20 protein-coding genes are annotated in these 21,752 nt (G+C 40.9%); 10 read left to right on the top strand and 10 right to left on the bottom strand.

Going from position 1 to position 21,752, the window contains the following annotated elements:
* Positions 1-3: 3 nt before the first annotated feature.
* The 6 genes from FCN25_RS13145 to FCN25_RS13170 all read left to right on the top strand — a co-directional run bounded on the left by FCN25_RS13145 (position 4) and on the right by FCN25_RS13170 (position 8,756).
* On the top strand, positions 4-2,493 hold the full coding sequence (locus FCN25_RS13145) for a prolyl oligopeptidase family serine peptidase (RefSeq protein WP_137225486.1): 2,490 nt from the start codon (positions 4-6) through the stop codon (positions 2,491-2,493).
* A 94-nt stretch (positions 2,494-2,587) separates the two neighbouring features.
* Positions 2,588-3,730, top strand: coding sequence for an HDOD domain-containing protein (locus tag FCN25_RS13150; RefSeq protein ID WP_137225488.1), 1,143 nt, complete (start codon positions 2,588-2,590; stop codon positions 3,728-3,730).
* 334 nt (positions 3,731-4,064) lie between these two features.
* A complete protein-coding gene (locus tag FCN25_RS13155; RefSeq protein WP_137225490.1) occupies positions 4,065-5,282 on the top strand; it encodes an aspartate aminotransferase family protein in 1,218 nt (405 codons plus the stop codon).
* A 115-nt stretch (positions 5,283-5,397) separates the two neighbouring features.
* Complete coding sequence (astA, locus tag FCN25_RS13160) at positions 5,398-6,417, top strand: arginine N-succinyltransferase (RefSeq protein WP_137225492.1); 1,020 nt, start codon at positions 5,398-5,400, stop codon at positions 6,415-6,417.
* Positions 6,418-6,426: 9 nt separating this feature from the next.
* Positions 6,427-7,887, top strand: a complete 1,461-nt coding sequence (gene astD / locus FCN25_RS13165; RefSeq protein WP_137225494.1) for a succinylglutamate-semialdehyde dehydrogenase — start codon at positions 6,427-6,429, stop codon at positions 7,885-7,887.
* Between the two features lie 68 nt (positions 7,888-7,955).
* Positions 7,956-8,756, top strand: coding sequence for a DUF1338 domain-containing protein (locus tag FCN25_RS13170; RefSeq protein WP_137225496.1), 801 nt, complete (start codon positions 7,956-7,958; stop codon positions 8,754-8,756).
* A 70-nt stretch (positions 8,757-8,826) separates the two neighbouring features.
* On the opposite strand, the gene FCN25_RS13175 is transcribed toward FCN25_RS13170, so the two are convergent.
* From FCN25_RS13175 to crp, 4 genes are all read right to left on the bottom strand, one after another.
* Positions 8,827-10,161 (bottom strand): ATP-binding protein, encoded by a 1,335-nt coding sequence (locus FCN25_RS13175; RefSeq protein WP_137225498.1) that lies wholly within the window; start codon positions 10,159-10,161, stop codon positions 8,827-8,829.
* Entirely contained in the window at positions 10,158-10,832 is a 675-nt protein-coding gene (locus FCN25_RS13180; protein WP_137225500.1) for a response regulator transcription factor, read from the bottom strand. The genes FCN25_RS13175 and FCN25_RS13180 overlap by 4 nt, the downstream gene beginning before the upstream one ends.
* Complete coding sequence (locus FCN25_RS13185) at positions 10,813-11,169, bottom strand: PepSY domain-containing protein (protein ID WP_137225502.1); 357 nt, start codon at positions 11,167-11,169, stop codon at positions 10,813-10,815. The genes FCN25_RS13180 and FCN25_RS13185 overlap by 20 nt, the downstream gene beginning before the upstream one ends.
* Positions 11,170-11,286: 117 nt before the next feature.
* Positions 11,287-11,922, bottom strand: coding sequence for a cAMP-activated global transcriptional regulator CRP (crp, locus tag FCN25_RS13190; RefSeq protein WP_137225504.1), 636 nt, complete (start codon positions 11,920-11,922; stop codon positions 11,287-11,289).
* Between the two features lie 296 nt (positions 11,923-12,218).
* On the opposite strand from crp, the gene FCN25_RS13195 reads away from it, so the two are divergent.
* On the top strand, positions 12,219-12,998 hold the full coding sequence (locus FCN25_RS13195; protein WP_137225506.1) for a tetratricopeptide repeat protein: 780 nt from the start codon (positions 12,219-12,221) through the stop codon (positions 12,996-12,998).
* 196 nt (positions 12,999-13,194) lie between these two features.
* Here FCN25_RS13195 and FCN25_RS13200 read toward each other — a convergent pair whose 3' ends face one another.
* From FCN25_RS13200 to FCN25_RS13210, 3 genes are all read right to left on the bottom strand, one after another.
* Complete coding sequence (locus FCN25_RS13200) at positions 13,195-14,091, bottom strand: phosphoribulokinase (protein WP_137225508.1); 897 nt, start codon at positions 14,089-14,091, stop codon at positions 13,195-13,197.
* A 133-nt stretch (positions 14,092-14,224) separates the two neighbouring features.
* Positions 14,225-14,473, bottom strand: coding sequence for a YheU family protein (locus tag FCN25_RS13205; RefSeq protein ID WP_137225510.1), 249 nt, complete (start codon positions 14,471-14,473; stop codon positions 14,225-14,227).
* Positions 14,474-14,485: 12 nt separating this feature from the next.
* A complete protein-coding gene (locus tag FCN25_RS13210; protein WP_137225512.1) occupies positions 14,486-15,499 on the bottom strand; it encodes a hydrolase in 1,014 nt (337 codons plus the stop codon).
* A gap of 111 nt (positions 15,500-15,610) precedes the next feature.
* On the opposite strand from FCN25_RS13210, the gene FCN25_RS13215 reads away from it, so the two are divergent.
* Positions 15,611-16,123 carry a TAT leader-containing periplasmic protein gene (locus FCN25_RS13215; protein ID WP_137225514.1) on the top strand — a complete coding sequence of 171 codons (513 nt, stop codon included), beginning with the start codon at positions 15,611-15,613 and terminating at the stop codon, positions 16,121-16,123.
* A 23-nt stretch (positions 16,124-16,146) separates the two neighbouring features.
* A complete protein-coding gene (locus FCN25_RS13220; protein WP_137225516.1) occupies positions 16,147-17,736 on the top strand; it encodes a GMC family oxidoreductase in 1,590 nt (529 codons plus the stop codon).
* A gap of 350 nt (positions 17,737-18,086) precedes the next feature.
* On the opposite strand, the gene FCN25_RS13225 is transcribed toward FCN25_RS13220, so the two are convergent.
* Positions 18,087-18,569: a TIGR02444 family protein gene (locus FCN25_RS13225; protein WP_137225518.1), complete on the bottom strand. Its 483-nt coding sequence runs from the start codon at positions 18,567-18,569 to the stop codon at positions 18,087-18,089.
* A 72-nt stretch (positions 18,570-18,641) separates the two neighbouring features.
* Entirely contained in the window at positions 18,642-20,552 is a 1,911-nt protein-coding gene (locus FCN25_RS13230; RefSeq protein ID WP_137225520.1) for an ABC transporter ATP-binding protein, read from the bottom strand.
* 177 nt (positions 20,553-20,729) lie between these two features.
* Here FCN25_RS13230 and FCN25_RS13235 point away from each other — a divergent pair, with 177 nt between their 5' ends.
* On the top strand, positions 20,730-20,927 hold the full coding sequence (locus FCN25_RS13235) for a YheV family putative zinc ribbon protein (RefSeq protein WP_137225522.1): 198 nt from the start codon (positions 20,730-20,732) through the stop codon (positions 20,925-20,927).
* A 45-nt stretch (positions 20,928-20,972) separates the two neighbouring features.
* Here FCN25_RS13235 and FCN25_RS13240 read toward each other — a convergent pair whose 3' ends face one another.
* Positions 20,973-21,491 carry a DUF4124 domain-containing protein gene (locus FCN25_RS13240; RefSeq protein WP_137225524.1) on the bottom strand — a complete coding sequence of 173 codons (519 nt, stop codon included), beginning with the start codon at positions 21,489-21,491 and terminating at the stop codon, positions 20,973-20,975.
* Positions 21,492-21,752: the final 261 nt, after the last annotated feature.

Consider the following 21,752-nt stretch of genomic DNA (forward strand, 5'->3'; position numbering starts at 1 on the left):
ACCATGACAAGCTTTATGCGAAACTTTGCGGTGAGCGCACTTTCTTTGGCAATGATAAGTGGCTGTGCTGCCACGGCCAAACATGACGATACAATGGTTATCGCAACGCCGAGTGCAAAAACATTGACCGCGCCATTAGCACAACCTCCAAAAGCGCAACAGCCGTTGACACTTAATCAAATTATGGCCAATCCAGATTGGATGGGAATATTTGCTCAAGGCGCCTATTGGAGTGATGACAGTCAGTCAGTTTATTTTAGCCGCCAAGCACATCAATCTCCGGTCCGTGATTTTTATCAGCAAGCCATCAGTCAGCCTGCAGCAAACAAACTTGCGCTCAATCAGTTGCACCTCGCCGATCAGCGCAATGGTGTATTCAATCAGGCAAAGACTCAAAAAGCCTATATTTATCAAGGCAACGTATTTGTAAAAGACTTATCAAGCGGTGAGATAAAGCAAATTACCCGACAAAATGATCCGATTAATGGCGTAAGTTTCCTAAACGATGGAGACCTTGCTTTTTGGCAAGGTAATAATATTTTCCGTCTACACAATTCTAGTGGGTTAATAGAACAAATTGCTGCTATTCAAATGGCCAACGAACCCAAAGGTATTGCTGAGCCAAGTAGTTTTATTGCCAAGCAACAACAGAGACTCACTCAATATGTTGCCATGCAACATGAGAACAGCCTTGCTCGAGATGAGTATCGAGATTCGTTGGCTAAAGAAGACCCCACTTTTTCAGCTAGACCTTGGTATTTAGGCGATGCCGAAGTTGTTTCTGAAATGAGTTTGTCGCCAGATGGACGCTACGTAGTATTAGCGTTAACCGATAAGAATTATGATTGGCGCTCAGAACACGACATTATGCCTAACTATTTAGGCCAAGATGGTTATGTCGAGCCTGTACCGGCGCGTTCACGTGTTGCTGAAGATGTATTCCCTGGTCAACGATTAGTATTACTTGACCTTGTAGAACACAGTAAAAAAGACATTACTATTGAAGGATTAACCGGTTTTGATCAAGATGTGTTAGCGAGTGTTAAAGCTGAAAATGCTAAAGCGGAAGGCAAAACATATAAAAGTGAAAAATCGCCGCGTTTAATCCAATTAATACAGGATTGGGAATGGAACCAAAGTGCTATCCAGTGGAATAGTACCGACGACAAACTATTGATAATGCTTGAAGCTGTTGATAATAAAGATCGTTGGATTGCGAGTGTTGATTTAAAAAAAGGTAAACTGATAACCGAACACCGTCTACATGACGACGCCTGGGTTAACTATAATTATAACCAATTTGGTTGGATAGCGGGTACAGATAGCATGTACTACTTATCTGAAGAGTCTGGTTTTTCACAGTTATATACCAAAACTGCCGCCGGTGAAGTAACCGCTTTAACTAATGGTCAATATGTGGTTGATAGTGTGACCTTATCCCCAGATGCTAAATACCTTTATTATCGTGCCAATAAGGACCATCCCGGTAGTTACAATGTTTACCGTGTTGAGATTGCTAATGGTAAAACAGAGCAATTGACTCAGTGGTTAGGCACATTGGATTACAGTTTAAGTCCTGATGGACAATCACTGCTGTTGACTGCCTCATCGACCCTACACCCAGATGAGTTATATGTTCAGCCTATTGGCGGGGAAATAACCCAGTTAACTAACTACACAAGTCCAGAGTTTACACAATACCCTTGGCAAGCTCCGCAGATAGTCACGATTCCGTCAAGCCATGGTGCGGGACAAATCTATGCTCGAGTTTATTTGCCGCAAGGGTACGATGCTGAGCAAGCTGATAAATATCCTGCTGTAGTGTTTAATCATGGTGCGGGTTATTTACAAAATGCCCATTATGGATTTTCGGGTTATTTCCGAGAGTTTATGTTTAATAACCTACTTACCCAACAAGGTTATGTGGTGATGGACATGGATTATCGTGGTTCAAAAGGCTATGGGCGTGATTGGCGTACATCCATTTATCGTAATATGGGTCATCCCGAAGTTGAAGATTTAAAAGATGGTGTGGCTTGGATGGCTAAAAATGCTAATGTTAATAACAAACGTGTTGGTACCTATGGTGGTTCATATGGTGGATTCCTCACCTTTATGGCGCTATTTAATGAGCCTGAGTTATTTCAAGCAGGGGCCGCATTACGCCCAGTAGCAGATTGGGCACATTATAATGCCCCATATACGTCTAATATTTTAAATACGCCTGACGTTGATCCTATTGCCTATGAGCGTAGCTCACCAATAGAACATGCTCAAGGGTTACAAAAACCATTGCTGATCATGAGTGGTGTGTTAGATGACAATGTATTTTTCCAAGATAGTGTCCGTATGGTGCAGCGCTTGATAGAGTTAGAAAAACCGATGTTTGAAACGGCTATCTACCCAGTTGAGCCACATGGATTTAAGCAACCTTCAAGTTGGTTAGATCAATACCGTCGGATTTATAAGTTGTTTGAACAAGAACTGAAATAGTCAGCGTTAGGTTCAAAAAAATAGGTATTAAGGCTTCCTTTGAGAAGCCTTAATTTTTATTATTAAGTGATTGAAACAGCAAAAGGCAACATAAGTGGCAATATCAATAGCGGGTGGAGTTAGACCAGGTAAAGTTATCGAGATTGAACGCCGTCTCTATAACCAACTGATTGTCGGTAAGCACAAAGCTTGTGCTATGCCTGATGAATTGAACCTGGAGCTAGAAGATAACGCTAATAAGCTTGATATTGAGCGTAAAGCATTAAAGCGGCGCATTGAGAAGCAAACTAACGAAAATAGTGTGTATCTCGATGTATCGGCTCAATTAACGAATACGGTTAACTGTACAATTGAAAATACCTTAACTTATCCACAAATGATTTTAGATACATCGGGAAGCCGTGAAAGCCAAATTTTACTGCTTGAGCTGTTATTAGAGCCGGATGTTAATATCAACCGCTTACGACCGATTATAGAAAGTATTAGCTGGCTATCACGAGATTTAATAAATTTAATCAATAATCCAACGTCTGTTCACCTTCGCCCTAACCATGCCGATGTTCGAGTCACTGATATTAAGTTGGGTTTAAACTATATTGGTATTGAAAATTTGCGCTTACTGATCCCCTATTTTTGTCTACGTCACTGGCTACCTTCAGATAATGCAAACTTATTTTGGGTCACCCGTAAGTTATGGCGGTACAGCATGATAAGTGCCATCGCAGCGAAAGCCTTAGCTAAGTTACAAAATAAAGACCCGAACTTGGTGTATATCTGTGCCTTAATGTACCAATTTGCTTCCTCTATTATACTCAGCCAAAGTGGCCATATTTTTGATAAAATCAAGGGGACTTGGCTAAGTGAAGCCAGTCACGGTCGAGATAAACAAGTGTACGATGCTATTCTGGCTACGGACTTTCCTGCTCAAGCGGTATTAGAGCAAGTAATGCAGCATAGCCATTGTTTAAATTGGCAACTGTTAAGTTTACTTAAATTTGATGATTCACCGATTACTCAGGTGTTAAAAGAATTAGATCAAAACTACCATTTTACAGAGTTGTCTGTGGATGCTGCCATGGTGGCTAAGGCAAGTTGTTATGCCAAAGTGCTTCTACTAGAAGAGCAACAACAAATCGATCCACAAGAAAAACGAATCATGTTTGATTATTATCAATTTTCAGAGCAAGAATTAATACGGCTAAAAGGGCAAAACTTTCGTAAATTAGATTTACTTTAAGTACGATTTTTATCGTAATGGCAAATGTTAAAAACGTGTATTTATTCACTTTTAATGAATAGTTACACAAATGGCGGTGGGGTAACTTTTTTTATGACTATTTATGTTCAATACCCCCCTGATAAACGCTTGTTTTAGTCATATTTTTCAATCTTTATGCATAATGCCAATCAAGCCTGCAGAAGTTAATTTTACTGAACTGGTATTTTGATCACATTTTCGCTAATAATGTCGCATAAATTATACAAACTTCCGCTAACGCACTTACAGAATATAAAGCAAACAGCGGAAACAGCGGCTTCTAAGCCGTTTACAACCTGAAGGATAAAATGCAATGAGTGTAGAAATGAATTTAACCCGTGGTCAATTTGATAAAGTTATGGTGCCTAATTATGCGCCCGCTGCAGTTATTCCTGTTCGTGGTGCTGGTAGCCGAGTGTGGGATCAAGAAGGTAAAGAATTCATCGATTTTGCAGGTGGCATTGCAGTAAATTGTTTAGGTCATTGTCATCCAGCTTTAGTGTCTGCATTAAAAGAGCAGGGCGAAAAGTTATGGCATCTATCAAACGTCATGACCAACGAGCCAGCACTCGAATTAGCCACAAAATTAGTTAATGCCACATTTGCTGAACGTGTCTATTTTGCCAACTCAGGGGCTGAAGCGAACGAAGCTGCATTAAAATTGGCTCGCCGTTATGCACTTGATAACCATGGTGCAGATAAAGATCAAATCATCGCATTTGATAAAGCTTTCCATGGTCGTACATTCTTTACTGTAACGGTTGGCGGACAAGCTGCTTATTCTGACGGTTTTGGCCCTAAGCCACAAAGTATTACGCATGTGCCATTTAATGATATCGCTGCACTTGAAGCGGTAATTTCAGACAAAACTTGCGCCATTATGCTTGAACCTCTTCAAGGTGAAGGCGGAATTATCAATGGTGATCCTGAGTTCTTAAAAGCGGTACGTCGTTTAGCCGATAAGCACGACGCACTAGTGATTTTTGACGAAGTACAAACAGGTGTAGGCCGTACTGGTGAGCTATTTGCTTACATGGGTACTGATATTGTGCCAGATATTTTAACTAGCGCTAAAGCGTTAGGTGGTGGTTTTCCTATTGCTGCAATGTTAACAACTGCTAAAGTTGCTGAACATCTTAAAATTGGTACTCATGGTTCAACTTATGGCGGTAACCCACTAGCTTGTGCTGTAGCGAATGCGGTAATGGACGTGGTAAACACCAAAGAAGTATTAGACGGTGTTAAGCATCGTGAACAGCTATTCCGTGATGGTTTAGCGGCAATTAATGCCAAATATCATGTGTTTAGTGAGGTGCGCGGTAAAGGATTATTAATTGGCGCGGTATTAAATGAACAATATGAAGGTCGTAGTCGTGAGTTTTTGGTTGCTTCTATCGCAGAAGGCTTAATGAGTTTGATGGCCGGCGCAAACGTAGTGCGTTTTGCTCCTTCATTGGTTATCCCAGAAGCTGATATCGCTGAAGGCTTACTGCGTTTTGAACGTGCAGTTGCAAAAGTGGTAGCGGGTTAATTAACAAATAAGTGCTAGCCAAGCTTGCACTTATTTGTTTGGGTTCGCCAACAAAGTGAATATGCGCGGAAAGATTTCCTGCGCAGTTCTTTTGTGGCGCAATGAGGAGATTAAGATGTTAATCATACGTCCTATCCGTGCAAGTGATTACGATGCACTTTATGTTATCGCAGTTGAGTCAGGCCACGGTTTTACATCTTTACCAGTTAACGAAGAGTTACTGCGTTCAAAGATTGCTAGGGCAGAAGCATCTTTCACTAAGCATGTAGATAAACCTTTCGATGAAGGGTATTTGATGGTGCTTGAAGATATGAAAACCGGTGAAGTTGTCGGTACTTGTGGTATTGAAGCTGCTGTCGGTATGAACGATGCTTTTTATCATTATCGATTAGGTACAGAAGTCTATCATTCTCAACAAATCTCTGTCCGCAATGAAGTTGAAACCCTGACATTGTGCCATGACTACACAGGTGCAGCAGAAGTGTGCACTCTGTTTTTAAAAGACGGTTATCGTAAAGGTAATAATGGTCGCATGCTGTCGCGATCGCGTTTTTTATTATTGGCTCAACATCCTGAACGCTTCGGGAAAACTGTGATTGCCGAGATGCGTGGTGTGAGTGATGAACATGGTGACTCACCTTTTTATGAATGGTTACAACATCATTTTTTAGGCATCGATTTTGTTGAAGCCGATTACTTATCCGGTTTAGGTAAGAAATCTTTTATGGCAGAAATGATGCCACGTAACCCTGTTTACGTGTGTATGTTGCCTAAAAAAGCTCAAAAAGTGATTGGTGAAGTCCATAAGAATACCAAGCCAGCATTACGTTTACTGGAGGCGGAAGGGTTTAAATTCCGCAACTATGTCGATATTTTTGATGGTGGTCCAACGGTTGAATGTTCAATCGGTGATATTCGCTCAGTAAAAAAGAGTCGTTTGCTCACGGTCAGTATTGGCAAAATGCCACATGGCGATCACCACTTTATTATTTCCAACACCTCGCTTGCTGATTATCGTGCATCGGCGGCTAAATTGTTGGTCTCTGATGAACACGATAATGTTGTGCTTAGCCCTGAAATCGCGACCGCTCTTATGGTTGCTGAAGGTGAGCAAATTCGTGTTTTAGCAATGTAGGAGCAAGAAATGACACAATATATTCAAGGTCAGTGGTTAGCTGGCGAAGGTCATGAAATTAACTCAAAAAACCCTGCCAATGGTGACGTAATTTGGCAAGGTAACACCGCGACCGCTATTCAAGTGAATGCGGCGGTTGATGCCGCTCGTGCGGCGCAGTTTGATTGGTTTATGTTGGGATATGAAGCCCGCTTAACCATTGTTGAAGCTTATCGCGCACAACTAGAAGCTAATAAAGCCGAGATAGCAGAAACCATCGCTCAAGAAACTGGTAAGCCACAGTGGGAAACGGCCACTGAAGTGGGCGCTATGATTGGCAAGATAGCATTGTCAGCAAAAGCTCACGACAAACGTACCGGTACTGAAACGAATGATTTACCTGCAGGACGCGCCGTGCTGCGCCATAAGCCTCATGGTGTAGTTGCGGTATTTGGCCCATATAACTTCCCAGGACACTTACCCAATGGACACATAGTGCCAGCATTACTTGCCGGTAATACTGTGGTATTTAAGCCATCAGAGCTAACACCTAAAGTGGCTGAGTTAATGTTGAAGTGTTGGGACAAAGCCGGTTTACCACAAGGTGTGGTTAACTTAGTGCAAGGTGAAGTCGAAACAGGTAAAGCATTAGCATCACACCCGCAAATTGACGGTTTATTTTTTACCGGTAGTTCTCGTACTGGGCATATTTTACATCAACAATATGCGGGGCATCCGGGTAAAATTTTAGCCTTAGAAATGGGCGGCAATAATCCGCTTATCGTTAAAGGCGTTACCGATACTAAAGCTGCGGTACATGACATTATTCAGTCTGCTTATATCTCGTCTGGGCAGCGTTGTACTTGTGCCCGTCGTTTATATATTGAAGAAGGCGCTCAAGGCGATGCGTTAATTGCAGAGTTAGTTAGTGCGGTTAAGCAAATCAAAGTTGGAGCTTGGAACGCGCAACCACAGCCATTTATGGGCTCGATGATTTCTGAAACTGCAGCGCGTGGCATGGTTGCCGCTCAGGCGACGCTTCAGTCATTAGGTGGCGTTTCTTTAGTTGAGTTGGCGCAAATTGAAGCCGGTACTGGTTTAGTATCTCCAGGCTTAATTGATGTCACTAAAGTCGCTGAATTACCAGATGAAGAATATTTTGGCCCATTATTGCAGTTAGTTCGTTACCGCGATTTTGATCAAGCGATTCATTTAGCTAATGCGACTCGTTATGGTTTATCAGCAGGTTTATTAGCAGATAGTAGAGAAGATTACGATTACTTTTTAGCGCGTATTCGTGCTGGTATTGTTAATTGGAATAAGCAAATCACTGGCGCGTCAGGCGCAGCACCATTTGGTGGTGTTGGCGCATCGGGTAATCATCGTGCAAGTGCATTTTATGCTGCTGATTACTGCGCTTACCCAGTCGCTTCAATGGAAGCCGATTCAGTAAGCTTACCTGCTACTTTAAGCCCAGGTTTATCAATTTAACTGATAAGTTTATCGGGTGATCATGTTGGTGACAGAAGTTGCCAACATTATTTTAGAAGGATTTAACCATGCATACTGACGTAAATGCTTTGTTTGCTGCCTTATGGCAAGACTACATTCAGATGACGCCTTCAGCAGCGAAAATTCATCAACTATTAGGTCATGGCGCGCCAATCATCAATGACCATATCGCCTTGCGTACCTTTAATATCGCTAAGGTGAATTTAAGCGTATTGGCTAAGCATTTCACTTCTATCGGTTATGTCGATAGTGGCGATTATAAGTTTGAACAGAAAAAACTGATAGCCAAGCACTTTGAGCATCCGGATCCAAAGCAGCCGAAGGTGTTTATCTCTGAGTTGTTAGTAGAAGAATTTAGCCCTGAGTTGCAAAAGAGCATTCATGGTTTAATTGAACAAGTGGATGTTGCGGCAACCACGGCAGATAATTTTATTTATTCTGGGCGTCATTGGGATTTAGATAAAGCGACCTACCAATCATTGCTTGCCGAGAGTGAGTACGCAGCATGGGTTGCAGCATTAGGATATCGTGCTAATCACTTTACCGTTTCTATTAATGATCTGCCTCAGTTTGAACGCATTGAAGACGTTAACCAAGCTTTGAAAGATGCTGGTTTTGTCTTAAATGCTTCAGGTGGTGAAATTAAAGGCTCGCCAGAAGTATTGCTAGAGCAGTCTTCTACCATGGCTGATAAAGTGATGGTAAAGTTTACTGATGGTGATGCTGAAATTCCTAGTTGTTTCTACGAATTCGCCCGTCGTTATCCAATGGATAATGGTCAGCTTTATACTGGCTTTGTTGCGGCATCAGCCGACAAGATTTTTGAAAGCACCAATGCAATGATGTAACAAAATAGTATTGGCTGAGTAGTCGACTATTGGCGAAATGGAGTGCGATTAGCTGAATAGAATACCAAGGTCATGGGTTTATCAAAATGCTGACATTAAGCCCTTGTAATGACTTGCTACGACTAAATTGCAATACGAAGCCATATTGGTCGCATATCTCCTTAACAATCGATAAGCCCAATCCGTGGCCCATTGTCGCTTCATCTAATCGGGTGCCTCGGGAGGTGAGTAATGCAATTTGTTGTTGTTCTACACCTTTACCATCATCTTCAATCTGTACAAGAATACCACCAGAAGGTAAATAATCTATGCTGACATTAACCTGTGTTAGTGCCCATTTGAAAGCGTTATCGAGTAGGTTACCAAATAATTCCATGCCATCTTCGCGATGAATCGGAATACGACTAATCTGTTGTGGATTAATGATGCTGCAATTAATAACCCGTTGGTGATGCACTTTATGAAGGGTTTGGATTAATCCATCGAAATCCTTGGGTACTGCAAGTTGCGCCGCGGGTAACATGTCTCCGGTGATCCGTGCAGCTGCCAATTTACGTTCAATCATTTTATGAACTAAATCTAATTGCTGTTGCATTGCGCTTGCAGCATCAGGATGGCTGAGTCCGAGCGCTTCTACTTGCTGCTGCATCACCGCTAATGGGGTTTTTAAGCCATGACTTAAATTGCCTAGGTTATTGCGACTGCGTTCAATTTGTTTGGCTGTGTAGTCTAATAGCTCGTTATAGGTTTCTGCTAGCGGGCGAATTTCTGCTGGAATTTGTGAGATTGTTAACGAGGCTATTTCACCTTCGCGCAATTTAGCCAGCGTACCTTGGATTTGATTTACCGGTTTAAATGATTGACGTAAGATGATAAAAATACCGGTAATCATGGCCAATAACATGCCAATATTGATTGCTAGTTTAGTACCAAATACTTCGCTAAACACTCGTCGGCCAATGCTTAAATCCTGGGCAACGGTGAGTGTGGCTGTGTTGTGACTATTTGGTGCTCCAATGCCAATGGATAACAGCTGCATATCATTATTTCTAGGCCCTTTTGCTTGCCAAGCTCGCTTCTGTTGCGCTTGTAATGGCTCAATTTGTAATTCTGCATCCCATAATGAGCGAGAGCGAATAGTACGGTCAGGTAAATTTAATTGAAAGTATCGTCCTGAATAGGCGGGTCGGTAGAAACTGGATAATTGGCTTTGGTCGATAACCAACTCACCCTCATCAAGTCGGGTGGCGATAATAATGTGTTCTAAATCTTCTTCTAGACGGTTAATAATCGAGTCGTGAAACGCATCTCGCAGCATTGACTCAAACAAAAATAAGCCTATGAGGGTGGCAATGATGACTAATCCACTGAGCCATAAGCTCAATTTAAAACGAATCGAGATCATTCAATAATGCCATGAAAAATATAACCCTGGCCACGACGGGTTTCGATGGCCGTTTTACCGAGCTTTTTACGTAAATGAGTTACGTAAACTTCAACAACATTACTTTCCTTTTCATCATCAAATTGATAAAGCTTCTCTGTAAGTTGCTGTTTAGATAGCAGCTTTTTAGGCGACATTAAGAAAATTTTCAGTAATCTAAACTCCATGGATGTTAATTCATATACGTGTTCATTGACGGTCACTTTTTGCTCGTTTTCGTCTAAATTAACCCCGGCATAGCATAATTGTTTGGAGGAAGAATTAATTCGCCCATGAGCTCGGTGAATAAGGGCTTGAATTCGCGCTAGTAGCTCTTGAGTGTGAAAGGGTTTACCTAAGTAATCATCAGCACCAGCATTAAAGCCTTCAACCTTTTGGTGCCACTGGCTTCGGGCCGTCAACATGATTACCGGGGTTGTGATGCCGCGGTCTCGCCATTGAGTGAGCAGTGACAAGCCATTGCCGTCTGGTAAACCTATATCTAAAATGACACAGTCATAATCGGTTTCTTTGATCAAATAATCTGCTTCAATAGCTTTGTCTGTGACATCTGTAATATAACCAGCTTGCTTGAGTTGTTTTTCAAGTTCGGCAACGAGTAATGGATTATCTTCAACGAGTAACAGTTTCATGTTTAGTACATTCGCTCGGTAATTGATTCAATGAATCCTGTATGCCATTGGCTGCATCTAATTGCAGATTAATAACATGCCCATGTGTTAGTTTAAATTGCAGATCATAGCGCCAGTTGTCTTTATCTTTATCTTGATATAGCTGCGCATCGATTAAGTGACCATCACAATATTGTGACACCCACGCTAAATAATCATCTAATGAAGGTATATTACCAGAAGATACTAATTTTTGGACGTTGTCATGATCTAGAGGGAATTCTTTTACAGGAATCTCTTGTTGATTAATGGTGATGGCCATTAAGCTGCTTATGGCTATAGAAAACAAGCTATTCATGGTCGCTCCAAAATAAAAAAAGTGGCGTTCAGAGTATGAACACCACTTTAAGTATCTTGGCTTAAATCAAGCTGAAGCTTTTATGATCAAGGTTTGAACATTTAGCTTTAGTCGTATTTAGCGTGTGCCGTAAACCACTATTGTTTTACCGTGTGCTTGGATCAAATTCTGTTCTTCAAGCATCTTCAAAATACGGCCAACAGTTTCACGTGAACAACCGACAATTTGACCAATCTCTTGACGAGTGATCTTAATTTGCATGCCGTCAGGATGTGTCATCGCATCTGGTTGTTTGGCAAGGTGTAATAGCGTTTGTGCAATACGGCCAGCGACATCAAGAAACGCTAAGTCGCCTACTTTTTGGCTAGTACTGTGTAAACGATAGGCCATTTGCGCCGAAAGTTTCATCAGGATCTCAGGATTTACCTGAATGAGTTGCTTAAACTTCTTATAAGAAATTTCTGCAATTTCACATGCTTGCTTAGCACGAACCCAAGCGGTACGTTCAGATTGCTCTTCAAATAATCCAAGCTCACCGATAAAGTCGCCTTGATTCAGATAAGAAAGGATCATTTCTTTACCTTCTTCATCTTTGATCAATACTGCGACCGAACCTTTAACGATATAATATAAAGTATCAGAATCTTCGCCAGCGTGAATTAACGTGCTTTTTGCTGGGTACTTATGAATGTGACAATGTGAAAGAAACCATTCTAATGTTGGGTCAGGTTTTGGCTTACCAATCAGAGCCATATGATATTCCTCGATTGATTAAAAATGAAAGTAAGTAATGTCTAATTAAGGATTCTACGTTATTGAAACGATGAAAACTTTGATAGAGATCGTATTTAAAGATGTGCGTAGTGTATATTAACTTGTTAAATTTTAGATTAATTTTATTTTGTTTGTGATGAAAGTCGACTTTTTTTGTAAATTTGTTTAATTATCACTGAGATTGAATTATAGCTAATGTTATTTGTCTATTGTATTGGTTGCATGAGTTAGCTAATGTTATTTAATCAGTATAATAAATAGTTGTCGAGGTCTGCGTGAAAAAACTTAGTCAAATCGGGGTTATTGTGTGTGTTGCTCTATTGAGTGGACTAAGTTTGCCTGTTAATGCGTTTGTTATTCCCCCTTCGAGCCAATCTCTGGCAGCGACTAAACTGGTTCATATTCAGATTAAAGCCAAGCAGGGTGATGCAGATGCCCAATTTTTATTAGGGTTAATGAACCTTTCGGGGCGATATGTTGCTCAAGATACTAAACAAGGGCTAAGTTGGGTTAATCTTGCCGCGCAGCAGCAAAATATCAAAGCGCAACAAACATTAGCAGACTTATCTTTTGAAGGTAAATTATTTCCACGAGATTTAGCATTGGCAGAAAAATGGTATCTGCAAATGACTGAGCAAGGAGATAAATGGGCTCATTTTCGTTTAGGGTTTATTTATTCTGCTGGTGGCGATGGTGTTATACGTAATTGTGGTAAAGCGATGGAGCAGTTTAGTGCTGCAGGTGATGCAATATCAATGGGTAATATAGCTTGGATATTAGCCACATGTCCTGAAGCTCAATATCGTGATGGATCACGTGCGCTGTCGATTTCGTTAAAATTACTTGAACATAATCAAAATGACCCAACGGTATTAGATAACCTTGCTGCAGCCTATGCAGAAATAGGTGATTTTACTTCTGCTATTGATGCTCAGAAAAAAGCGATTGATGCGTTGAGAAATAAACCGGAGATTGCGCGCAGTGATGAATTTATTTTACGCTTGAAGCAGTACCAAAATAATCAAGCTTATCGAGAAATTATTCCACTCATGTAGTGCCAATAAAACGCTAAGGTTCACTTAACGGTATTAAAGTTGATATTGGCTTGAGTATCGGGGTATTGGATTGCGTTGATGTGCTTAATGCACTAACAGATCGAGAAGGGGGATTAGTACTTTAAACACATCAACTGTCGTTATTTCGCCTGAAATCACGATGCGGTTATCTTAGTCTTTCTGACTTAAATCAAGCTTAATCGAGCTTAATATCATCTAGACTTTGCAACTCGATACGTTTATCCATTAAGTCTTTAATTAATGGAGTCAAAATTAATTCCATCGCTAATGACATTTTACCTCCGGGCACAACCAGTGTATTGACCCGTGACATAAATGAGCCTTGGATCATATTAAGGTAATAAGGGAAATCAACATTGTTAATACCGCGAAAGCGGATTACAACAAAGCTTTCATCTAAGCTCGGAATGTCTTTTGCACTAAAAGGATTAGAGGTATCTACGGTGGGAACCCGTTGAAAGTTAATATGTGTACGTGAGAATTGTGGCGTCATGTGTTTAATATAATCGTCCATGCTGCGCACAATTGAACCCATTACTTTTTCACGACTATGACCCCTATCATTGGTATCGCGAATAATTTTCTGGATCCATTCTAAATTGACTATCGGAACCATGCCGATCAAAAGATCGATATGTTTAGCCACATCAGCGTCTTCTGTTACCACACCACCGTGTAGTCCTTCGTAATACAGCATATCGGTATTTTCAGGTAAATCACGCCACTGGGTGAACGTACCTGGCATTTGGTTGAATGGAACGGCTTCGTCGAACGTATGTAAATAACTGCGAGTCTGACCATTACCTGTGTCACCGTAACTGGTAAAACATTCTTCGAGTTTTTTGAAGTTATTCGCTTCGGGACCAAAATAACTTAAATTACGATTTTCAGCCTGTGACTTTCTAATTAATACTTCCATTTCTGCGCGAGTGAAATTATGAAAACTGTCACCTTCAACGAATGCTGCAGTAATACCTAGCTGTCTAAAAATATGAGTAAAGGCAGTAGTTGTCGTTGTTGTGCCAGCACCGGATGAACCAGTTACAGCAATAATAGGGTGTTTTGCTGACATGTTATTTGCCTAGGTAATGTTGTGGACGTAAAAAATCGAGTCACTAGTTATACGGTAATTATCACCCGTCGGTCAATTATTCAGAGGTAACAATGTGATTATTTTGTCGAAATAATATCATTTTTTATTGCGACTAGTCGGCAGATGGACGCGAAATATGTTCGCGTTGTCGTATCGCAATAGACTCATCCTCCTCACTAAACTCAACCACTAGCTCACCTTTTTTTAGTGCGAGCTTACATTGTTCCATTGCTCTAGCTAATTGTTGCTGATCGGCATCACTAAAACTGCCGTCTTCAAGTTGCGATAATAAATATTCTTTTATGATACCTTGCAGCGTTTCTTGGGGTAATGACAGTAAAGCTTCATATGGCACAAGCATGGTGTATTCCTATTAAAGATCTCGCTGGGAAGATGGAGGGGCGTACTCTGATACTGTAGCTCCAGCAAGTTGAATAAACTCCAGAATACGATGTTCGAGGTAAAAACGTGGTTTCCAAGGCCATCCACCTTCAATAAACCCGACATGCCCGCCAAAATCATGCAATTCATATTCAACCATGGGTGATAATTGCTCTTGATTTGGGATGACATCATCAGTCATAAAGGGATCATCTTTGGCGTGGATCACTAATGTGGGCTTAGTAATATGTTGTAAATAAGCAAGGCCACTAGATTGCTGATAGTAATCATTGACGTCAGTAAAGCCGTGTAATGGCGCGGTGACTTTATCGTCGAACAAGTAAAATGTATCCAGTTTTTTCAGCTGACTTTTACTGATAGGCATTTGCTCGGCCAACTCTGGGGTATTAATTTTATCGAGCATTTTCTGTTGTAAGCGCTTTATTAAGAATCGCTGATAGTGAGTTGAAAAGCCACTTTCTAAGCGTTTGGCACATGCTGCTAACTTGAGCGGTGCAGACACCACAACAGCCCGTTCAAGTAGGCTGTGTCGTTCGGTGCTACCTTGGTATTTTGCCAATACATTGCCGCCCAAACTGTAACCAACGGCATATAGAGGTGAATCAGGATAATAGTGTTTTAGTTGTGCTAGGGTAAATGCAAAATCGTTAACATCGCCGCTATGATAACTGCGAGCTAGGCGATTTGGCTCACCAGAGCAGCCTCGATGATGATGAACAACAGCAGACAATTTGGCTTTTTTTGCTTCAATGAGCATTCTGCGTGCATAATGTGATTCTGTGTTACCTTCAAGGCCATGAATAATCACTAAGATAGGCTCACCATTTTGAGCTTGGCCTAACCAATCTAAATCGATGAAATCGCCGTCAGGTAACTCTTGTCGCTGTCTAAATGTTGTTGGTCTGGCTACTTTGAAAAGCAATGGTAGAATCGTTTGGATATGTGGACTTGCAGCCCACCAAGGCGGAGTAAACAGCTTTTTCATAAATGGAATAATTCTACAATTGTTTGTGAAATTTAAACGTATTTTTAAATGTTTGTCGTGCCACTTTACCACATAAAAAATACTGACAACAATAAACTCAAAGGGAAGTAAATGAAGCGACGATCCTTTATTACTGGTGCTTTTTTCGGAACTGCGGCACTCGCGCTAGGTGTTAACTTGTATTCGCCAAGTGTCACCAATTCGATGGATGATATTCATCACCGAGTCTTGTTTAGTGTACTGATCCCAGTGTTCTTAGATGGTGCATTACCTGAAGTGCCTAGCCACAAAGAGATTGCGATTAATCGCACTTTAGATGCGATTTCGCAATCAATAACTCATTTACCCATTGAGCAACAACAAGAGTTGATGGAATTGCTGGAGTTGCTTGAAGGACGCTTTGGCTTATTGTTGCTAAGTGGCAGTATGACACCGCTGTTAATGCGTGAACCACAGCAATTGATCGACATGTTAGAGTTTTGGCGTCATAACTATTTGGACATGTTAACAACCGCTTATAACGGATTACGTGAATTGATAATGGCAAGTTACTATGCCTGTCCGGAACATTGGGGCAATTTACGCTATGTAAAGCCCACTTTTTTGGTGCATAACGCGCATTAATCCCTTATGTAAGGAGCTCTCCCTTGGCCATTATTGATCCTATTATCACCGGATTAAGCTCAGGCTGGCATCATATTGATGCCAGTACCTTAGAAATGGATCGTCACTTTGACGCTGATGTAGTTATTGTTGGTACTGGAGCAGGTGGCGGTACCGCTGCAGAGATACTCACTGAAGCGGGTTTAAAAGTGATTATGATTGAAGGTGGATCGCTTAAATCATCAACTCACTTTGATATGGAAGAACGTCACGCTTATCCTAATTTGTACCAACAAGCGGCGGCGATGAAAACCGCAGATAAAGGCGTGGGTATATTTCAAGGCCGAACTGTGGGCGGTTCAACAACAGTCAATTGGACCACATCCATCAGAACACCCGAGCAAACCTTAGCTTATTGGCAACAAGAAAAGTCGGTAAAAGGTTTGTCTTCGCAAGATTTACTACCTTGGTTTGAGCTAATGGAACAGAGGCTCAATATTGAGCAGTGGCAATTTGAGCCCAACCGTAATAACGGTGCTTTGCGAGAGGGTTGCGAAAAGTTAGGTTGGGATTACACCGTTATTAAACGCAATGTAAAAGGATGTTGGAATACCGGTTACTGCGGCATGGGGTGTCCTGTTAACGCCAAACAATCAATGCTAGTGACCACCATACCTGCCGCATTAGATAAAGGTGCAACGCTGATTTCTCGGGCTAAGGTAATCAAACTTGAACATAAAGGCGATCAAGTTGTTGGCTTAACGGCTCAGGCATTAACAGAAGGTTTAGCACCAACGTCAGTTAAGATTACCTTCACCGCTAAGCATTATATTTTAAGTGCAGGGGCTATTCATACGCCGACGATTTTAATGCGTTCAAATACCCCTGATCCGCATAAGCAATTAGGTAAAACGTTTTTACATCCGTCATTGCTATCGGGCGGAATTTTTGCGGAACAAATTAATGGTCACAGTGGTGCGCCGCAGTCCATATACTCAGATGAATTTGTTTGGCGTGATGGTGCAAGTGGCGATCTAGGTTATAAGCTTGAAGTTGCGCCTGTACATCCAGTGCTGATCGCATCTAAAACCATTGGTTATGGTGTGAGCCACGCACAGTTAATGGCTAATTTTAACCAAATGCAGGTCACCATTGCGCTTATTCGTGATGGTTTCAATCAACAATGTCCTGGTGGACAGGTAAGGTTAACCGACACCACTTTTGCGTTAGATTATCCGTTAAACCAAGGTTTTTGGGATGGTGCACGCAGAGCATTTTTGTCTATGGCGGAACTGCAGTTTGCTGCCGGCGCTAAAAAGGTGTTACCAATGCATGATGGCTTGGCTTTTCTTAATTCGTGGGGTGAAGCGAAGCAGGCGATTAATAACGCAGATTTAGGTTTATTAAAAACCATTGTCGCCTCAGCCCATGTGATGGGAGGTTGTGCAATGGGTGAAGATAAAACCCTTTCAATGGTCGATGGCTTTGGTCATTCTCATTATCTTGAAAATTTATCGGTCATGGATGGTTCGGTATTTCCCACCAGTTTGGGGGCTAACCCTCAATTGTCTATTTATGGGATTGTCGCACGAAATGCGACTGCATTAGCTGAGAAGCTAACTCAAGCTAGTTAACTCAATTAACTTGATATACTGGCTATGGTCGGTATATCAAGTGATACTGAGGAGGATGTGTCGGTATTAGATAGGTAGCTCATTTGTCCCAATACTGATTATGTATGTGACTAGCATAATGATGAATGGTTAGTTATTTCTCCGTCATCTTGGTAGCGCTTGTGAGCCAGAAAGCAACTCCATTCTTTATAGCCTGTATCTGCTATATTTTTCCATAACCACTTGTTAATTAATGTTGTAGATTAACTAATAATGATAGCCATTTTATCGTCTTAAAATACCATTATGGGTGGATGTTACTGTGACTCTAATGGACTGTGGACAATTGCTGGATAAACGGTGATGGTGTATTACAAACTAATAACACCTTGCGGATTTAACTCAGTCATAATAGCTTCATCTAAGCCGAATAAGCTCAGGTAGTGTTGTATATTGCTAGGCCCACAATGATCGGAGTTAACCGTTTCACCATCCAGTAAATTCAACTTTTGCAACAGCATATTTTGAGATTTTCGTTCCATAATTAACTCAACATCGAGCATTTTCTGATACTCGTCGTTGGCTAAGTGAACCTTAGTGATCCGACGTAATCGTCGATAAGGTTGTAACACATTCGCTTCCCATTTTTCCACTACACTGGTTAATGTTTCCCAGTGCTGCTGCATCAAAACGTAATGTTGTTGATCAAGGTATTGGGCTAATAATAAAATGTTAATATTTACTTGGTAACTGTCTTGTAAGCGTATGTAAAATTCAGGATTAATTGAATAACTTTGCTCGCAATGATGCCAAATTGTGTGACTAAACATTTGGTGATGAATAGAATGCGACATACCATTTCCTTTACTGTGTCGATGTTATTAATAGACACTATAATTAATAATAAATCAATATGAATCAATTTGTTATTGAAAATTCTGTTCAATAACTTCAATCTGTTCTTGAATCTCTAACCAATTCATTTCGCTTTCATCCATGCTTTGCGTCAGCGTGGTGCGTTCGTTGAGAACATTAGTCATTTTAGCCTTGTTTTCTGCTTCGTATAAGCTGCCATCGGCTAATTCAATTTCTAATTCGGCTAATTTTTTACTAATTTTCTGTTGTTGGGTCTCTAACTTTATTTGTTGTTTTTTCAGAGGTGAAACTTGTTGGCGTAGTTCAGCGGCCATTCTTTTTTGCTGCTTTTTATCAACCGTGTTACCGCTGGTGGCTGTATCCGTTTTATTGTTGGCTTGGGCCAATTTTGCGGCATCTAGCAACCATTGATGATAATCATCTAAGTCGCCGTCAAAAGGTGTCACAGCGCCTTGATCTACTAAGTAATAGTCACTACAACTTAAGCGTAATAAGTGACGGTCATGGGACACAATAACCATTGCGCCTTCAAAGCTTTGCAATGCCATAGTGAGCGCGTGGCGCATTTCTAAATCTAAATGGTTGGTGGGTTCATCGAGTAACAATAGGTTAGGGCGCTGCCAAACGACTAATGCTAATACTAGGCGGGCTTTTTCGCCGCCAGAAAAAGGTCGTACGGGCGACAAAGCCATATCACCATTAAAGCCAAATCCACCTAAAAAGCTACGTAATTCTTGCTCGCTAGCATTAGGCGGCGCAAGTCTGACCAAGTGTTGCATTGGGGTATCATCAAGACTTAAAAATTCAACTTGGTGCTGAGCAAAATAACCAATGTTTAACCCTGGGTTAGGTTGGTATTTACCCGTTTTGGCCTGTAATTGACCTGATAACAGTTTAATAAGTGTCGATTTACCCGCACCGTTTCTGCCCAATAGACCGATTCGCGCGCCTGGAACCAGATTTAACTCAACTTGTTTGAGGATGATTTTATCTTCATAACCAATAGAGACATTTTCCATCACTATTAGTGGATTTGGTAAGGCTTCAGGTTTCCTAAAGGCCATTTGAAATGGATTGTCTACTTGTGATGGCAATAACTCAGCCATGCGTTCGAGGGCTTTTAAGCGGCTTTGTGCTTGTTTAGCTTTACTGGCTTTATAGCGAAATCGGTCAACAAATGACTGCATATGTGAACGTTCTTTCTGTTGACGCTCAAAGGCCACTTGTTGTTGTGCCATACGTTCTGCACGCACACGTTCAAAAGAAGAGTAATTGCCTTTGTAATAATTTAATTTGTGATTTTCGACATGAACAATTTCACCGACAATGCCATCAATAAAGTCACGATCGTGACTAATTAAAATAAGCGTACCTTGATAAGATTTTATCCAACCTTCTAGCCAATACATAGTATCTAAGTCTAAGTGGTTGGTTGGCTCATCGAGTAATAATAGATCGGAGCGGCATAACAAGGCTTGGGCTAAGTTGAGGCGCATTCGCCAGCCCCCAGAGAAGCTTTTGACTGGATTGCGTTGGTCTACATCCTTAAACCCTAGGCCGGCTAATAACGCGCCTGCTCGAGCGTGAATGGCATAACCGCCAATAGCATCAATTTTGCCATGAATAAGTGCAATGGCATTACCGTTATTATCGGTTTGAGCTTTGTCTAACTCGGCTTCAAGTTGACGGTATTCAATATCGCCATCAATAACGTATTCTAATGCGGAGACATCTAACGCTGGTGTTTCTTGAGCTACTGAGGCAACTTGCCAACCTGCAGGGAAGCTGAATTCACCTTTATCAAGATGCAAATGACCCAAAATCAAGGCAAGCAGTGATGATTTACCGGTACCATTGGCCCCAACAAGGCCAACCTTATGTCCGGGATAAATCGTCAGTGAGGTTTCATCGAGTAAGGTTTTACTGCCGCGAATTAACTGAGCTTGGCTAATGTTGATCATTAATTACAACTTGATATTTGAGAATAGAATAATGGTGCAGATAATATCGCATATACGATTTATTTCCCACAATCACGGGACTCATGTGGGCTAATCATGGCAAAATAGGCACATAAAGTAGATAAATTACCTCCTTGAGTAAACATCTCAGTCAGTAACCACTAAGTCGAGTAAGTCATGACCAAAATTAAAAAGCGTTTTGTCGCCGGCGCTAAATGCCCTAAATGCGGTGCTAAAGACAGTATTTTATTGTTTAAAGAAAATGGTATTGAAACTGTTGAATGCACTGAATGTGATTATCGTGAGCAGCAAACTGATATTAAAGCGCCTCAAAAGACCAGTGGCAGTATGATTGGGGTATTTAAACCAGACTAAAACATATTTAACTGAAATATACCTCAGCAGGTATGGTGAGTGAGGCTAATTATTTATATCGTTATCGGGTGGCGTTTCGGTAGCGATCTTTGTTCTCTGCTGCTCTAATATGCTGATGAAATCTGTATTATGTTTATTTAGATCATCAAAGCGTTTGGTCACCTGTTGTAGCTCTAAAGCATAACTGGGATCGTCTTTGGGCTTGGTCTGCCAGTAACGTTTACGATCGAGCTTTTGCAGTTCACTGGCGCGTAATATTTCAAAATAGCTGTTTTCTTGCTTTAAGCGATAAATTTCGCCATCAAGCAATTTCAACAATTTCTGTTTCGAAAGAGTTTGGTTATTAAGCAATGCTGTTAATGGATCTTCTTTGAGTTCGCGCTTGTCAGAGTCGATTTCGGTGGTAATACCTAATTGGTATTCAATTTTATGTTGGCTATATTCTTGCGGACAAACAGTTTGGCTGAAAACGACTTTTTCATCCATCATGCATTTGTAAATAGTATTGGCTTGAGCAGTAAAAGCGCTCATGGTCAGTACCATCAATAATAGTCTTTTTGCCATACGGCCACACATCCTTTTGTTATCACTATTTTCGATATCAGAGCGTTAGATTATAAATACTAACCCTTATCTATAATCCCTAAAGTCTAACAACTGATTATTCTGTTTAGTTGGCTTTGGCAATAATGGTATTACATTAGTAGTATTGATTAAATATGACGCAAATTTATCGATAAAGCCAGTATATTGACAATAGGAATTTAAAATAATAACCAAATCTTTGTTTATTATTTATCAGCTTAAGTCGATAAAAGTTGCTGT

This window comes from Shewanella sp. MEBiC00475, assembly GCF_005234075.1.
In the GTDB taxonomy this organism is placed as follows: domain Bacteria; phylum Pseudomonadota; class Gammaproteobacteria; order Enterobacterales; family Shewanellaceae; genus Shewanella; species Shewanella polaris.

Bases quoted from the DNA above. Each gene is read 5' to 3' on its own strand.
- FCN25_RS13145 (WP_137225486.1), top strand. From the start codon at position 4: ATGACAAGCTTTATGCGAAACTTTGCGGTGAGCGCACTTTCTTTGGCA.
- FCN25_RS13155 (WP_137225490.1), top strand. From the start codon at position 4,065: ATGAGTGTAGAAATGAATTTAACCCGTGGTCAATTTGATAAAGTTATG.
- astA (WP_137225492.1), top strand. From the start codon at position 5,398: ATGTTAATCATACGTCCTATCCGTGCAAGTGATTACGATGCACTTTAT.
- astD (WP_137225494.1), top strand. From the start codon at position 6,427: ATGACACAATATATTCAAGGTCAGTGGTTAGCTGGCGAAGGTCATGAA.
- FCN25_RS13170 (WP_137225496.1), top strand. From the start codon at position 7,956: ATGCATACTGACGTAAATGCTTTGTTTGCTGCCTTATGGCAAGACTAC.
- FCN25_RS13175 (WP_137225498.1), bottom strand. From the start codon at position 10,161: ATGATCTCGATTCGTTTTAAATTGAGCTTATGGCTCAGTGGATTAGTC.
- FCN25_RS13180 (WP_137225500.1), bottom strand. From the start codon at position 10,832: ATGAAACTGTTACTCGTTGAAGATAATCCATTACTCGTTGCCGAACTT.
- FCN25_RS13185 (WP_137225502.1), bottom strand. From the start codon at position 11,169: ATGAATAGCTTGTTTTCTATAGCCATAAGCAGCTTAATGGCCATCACC.
- crp (WP_137225504.1), bottom strand. From the start codon at position 11,922: ATGGCTCTGATTGGTAAGCCAAAACCTGACCCAACATTAGAATGGTTT.
- FCN25_RS13200 (WP_137225508.1), bottom strand. From the start codon at position 14,091: ATGTCAGCAAAACACCCTATTATTGCTGTAACTGGTTCATCCGGTGCT.
- FCN25_RS13205 (WP_137225510.1), bottom strand. From the start codon at position 14,473: ATGCTTGTGCCATATGAAGCTTTACTGTCATTACCCCAAGAAACGCTG.
- FCN25_RS13210 (WP_137225512.1), bottom strand. From the start codon at position 15,499: ATGAAAAAGCTGTTTACTCCGCCTTGGTGGGCTGCAAGTCCACATATC.
- FCN25_RS13215 (WP_137225514.1), top strand. From the start codon at position 15,611: ATGAAGCGACGATCCTTTATTACTGGTGCTTTTTTCGGAACTGCGGCA.
- FCN25_RS13225 (WP_137225518.1), bottom strand. From the start codon at position 18,569: ATGTCGCATTCTATTCATCACCAAATGTTTAGTCACACAATTTGGCAT.
- FCN25_RS13230 (WP_137225520.1), bottom strand. From the start codon at position 20,552: ATGATCAACATTAGCCAAGCTCAGTTAATTCGCGGCAGTAAAACCTTA.
- FCN25_RS13235 (WP_137225522.1), top strand. From the start codon at position 20,730: ATGACCAAAATTAAAAAGCGTTTTGTCGCCGGCGCTAAATGCCCTAAA.
- FCN25_RS13240 (WP_137225524.1), bottom strand. From the start codon at position 21,491: ATGGCAAAAAGACTATTATTGATGGTACTGACCATGAGCGCTTTTACT.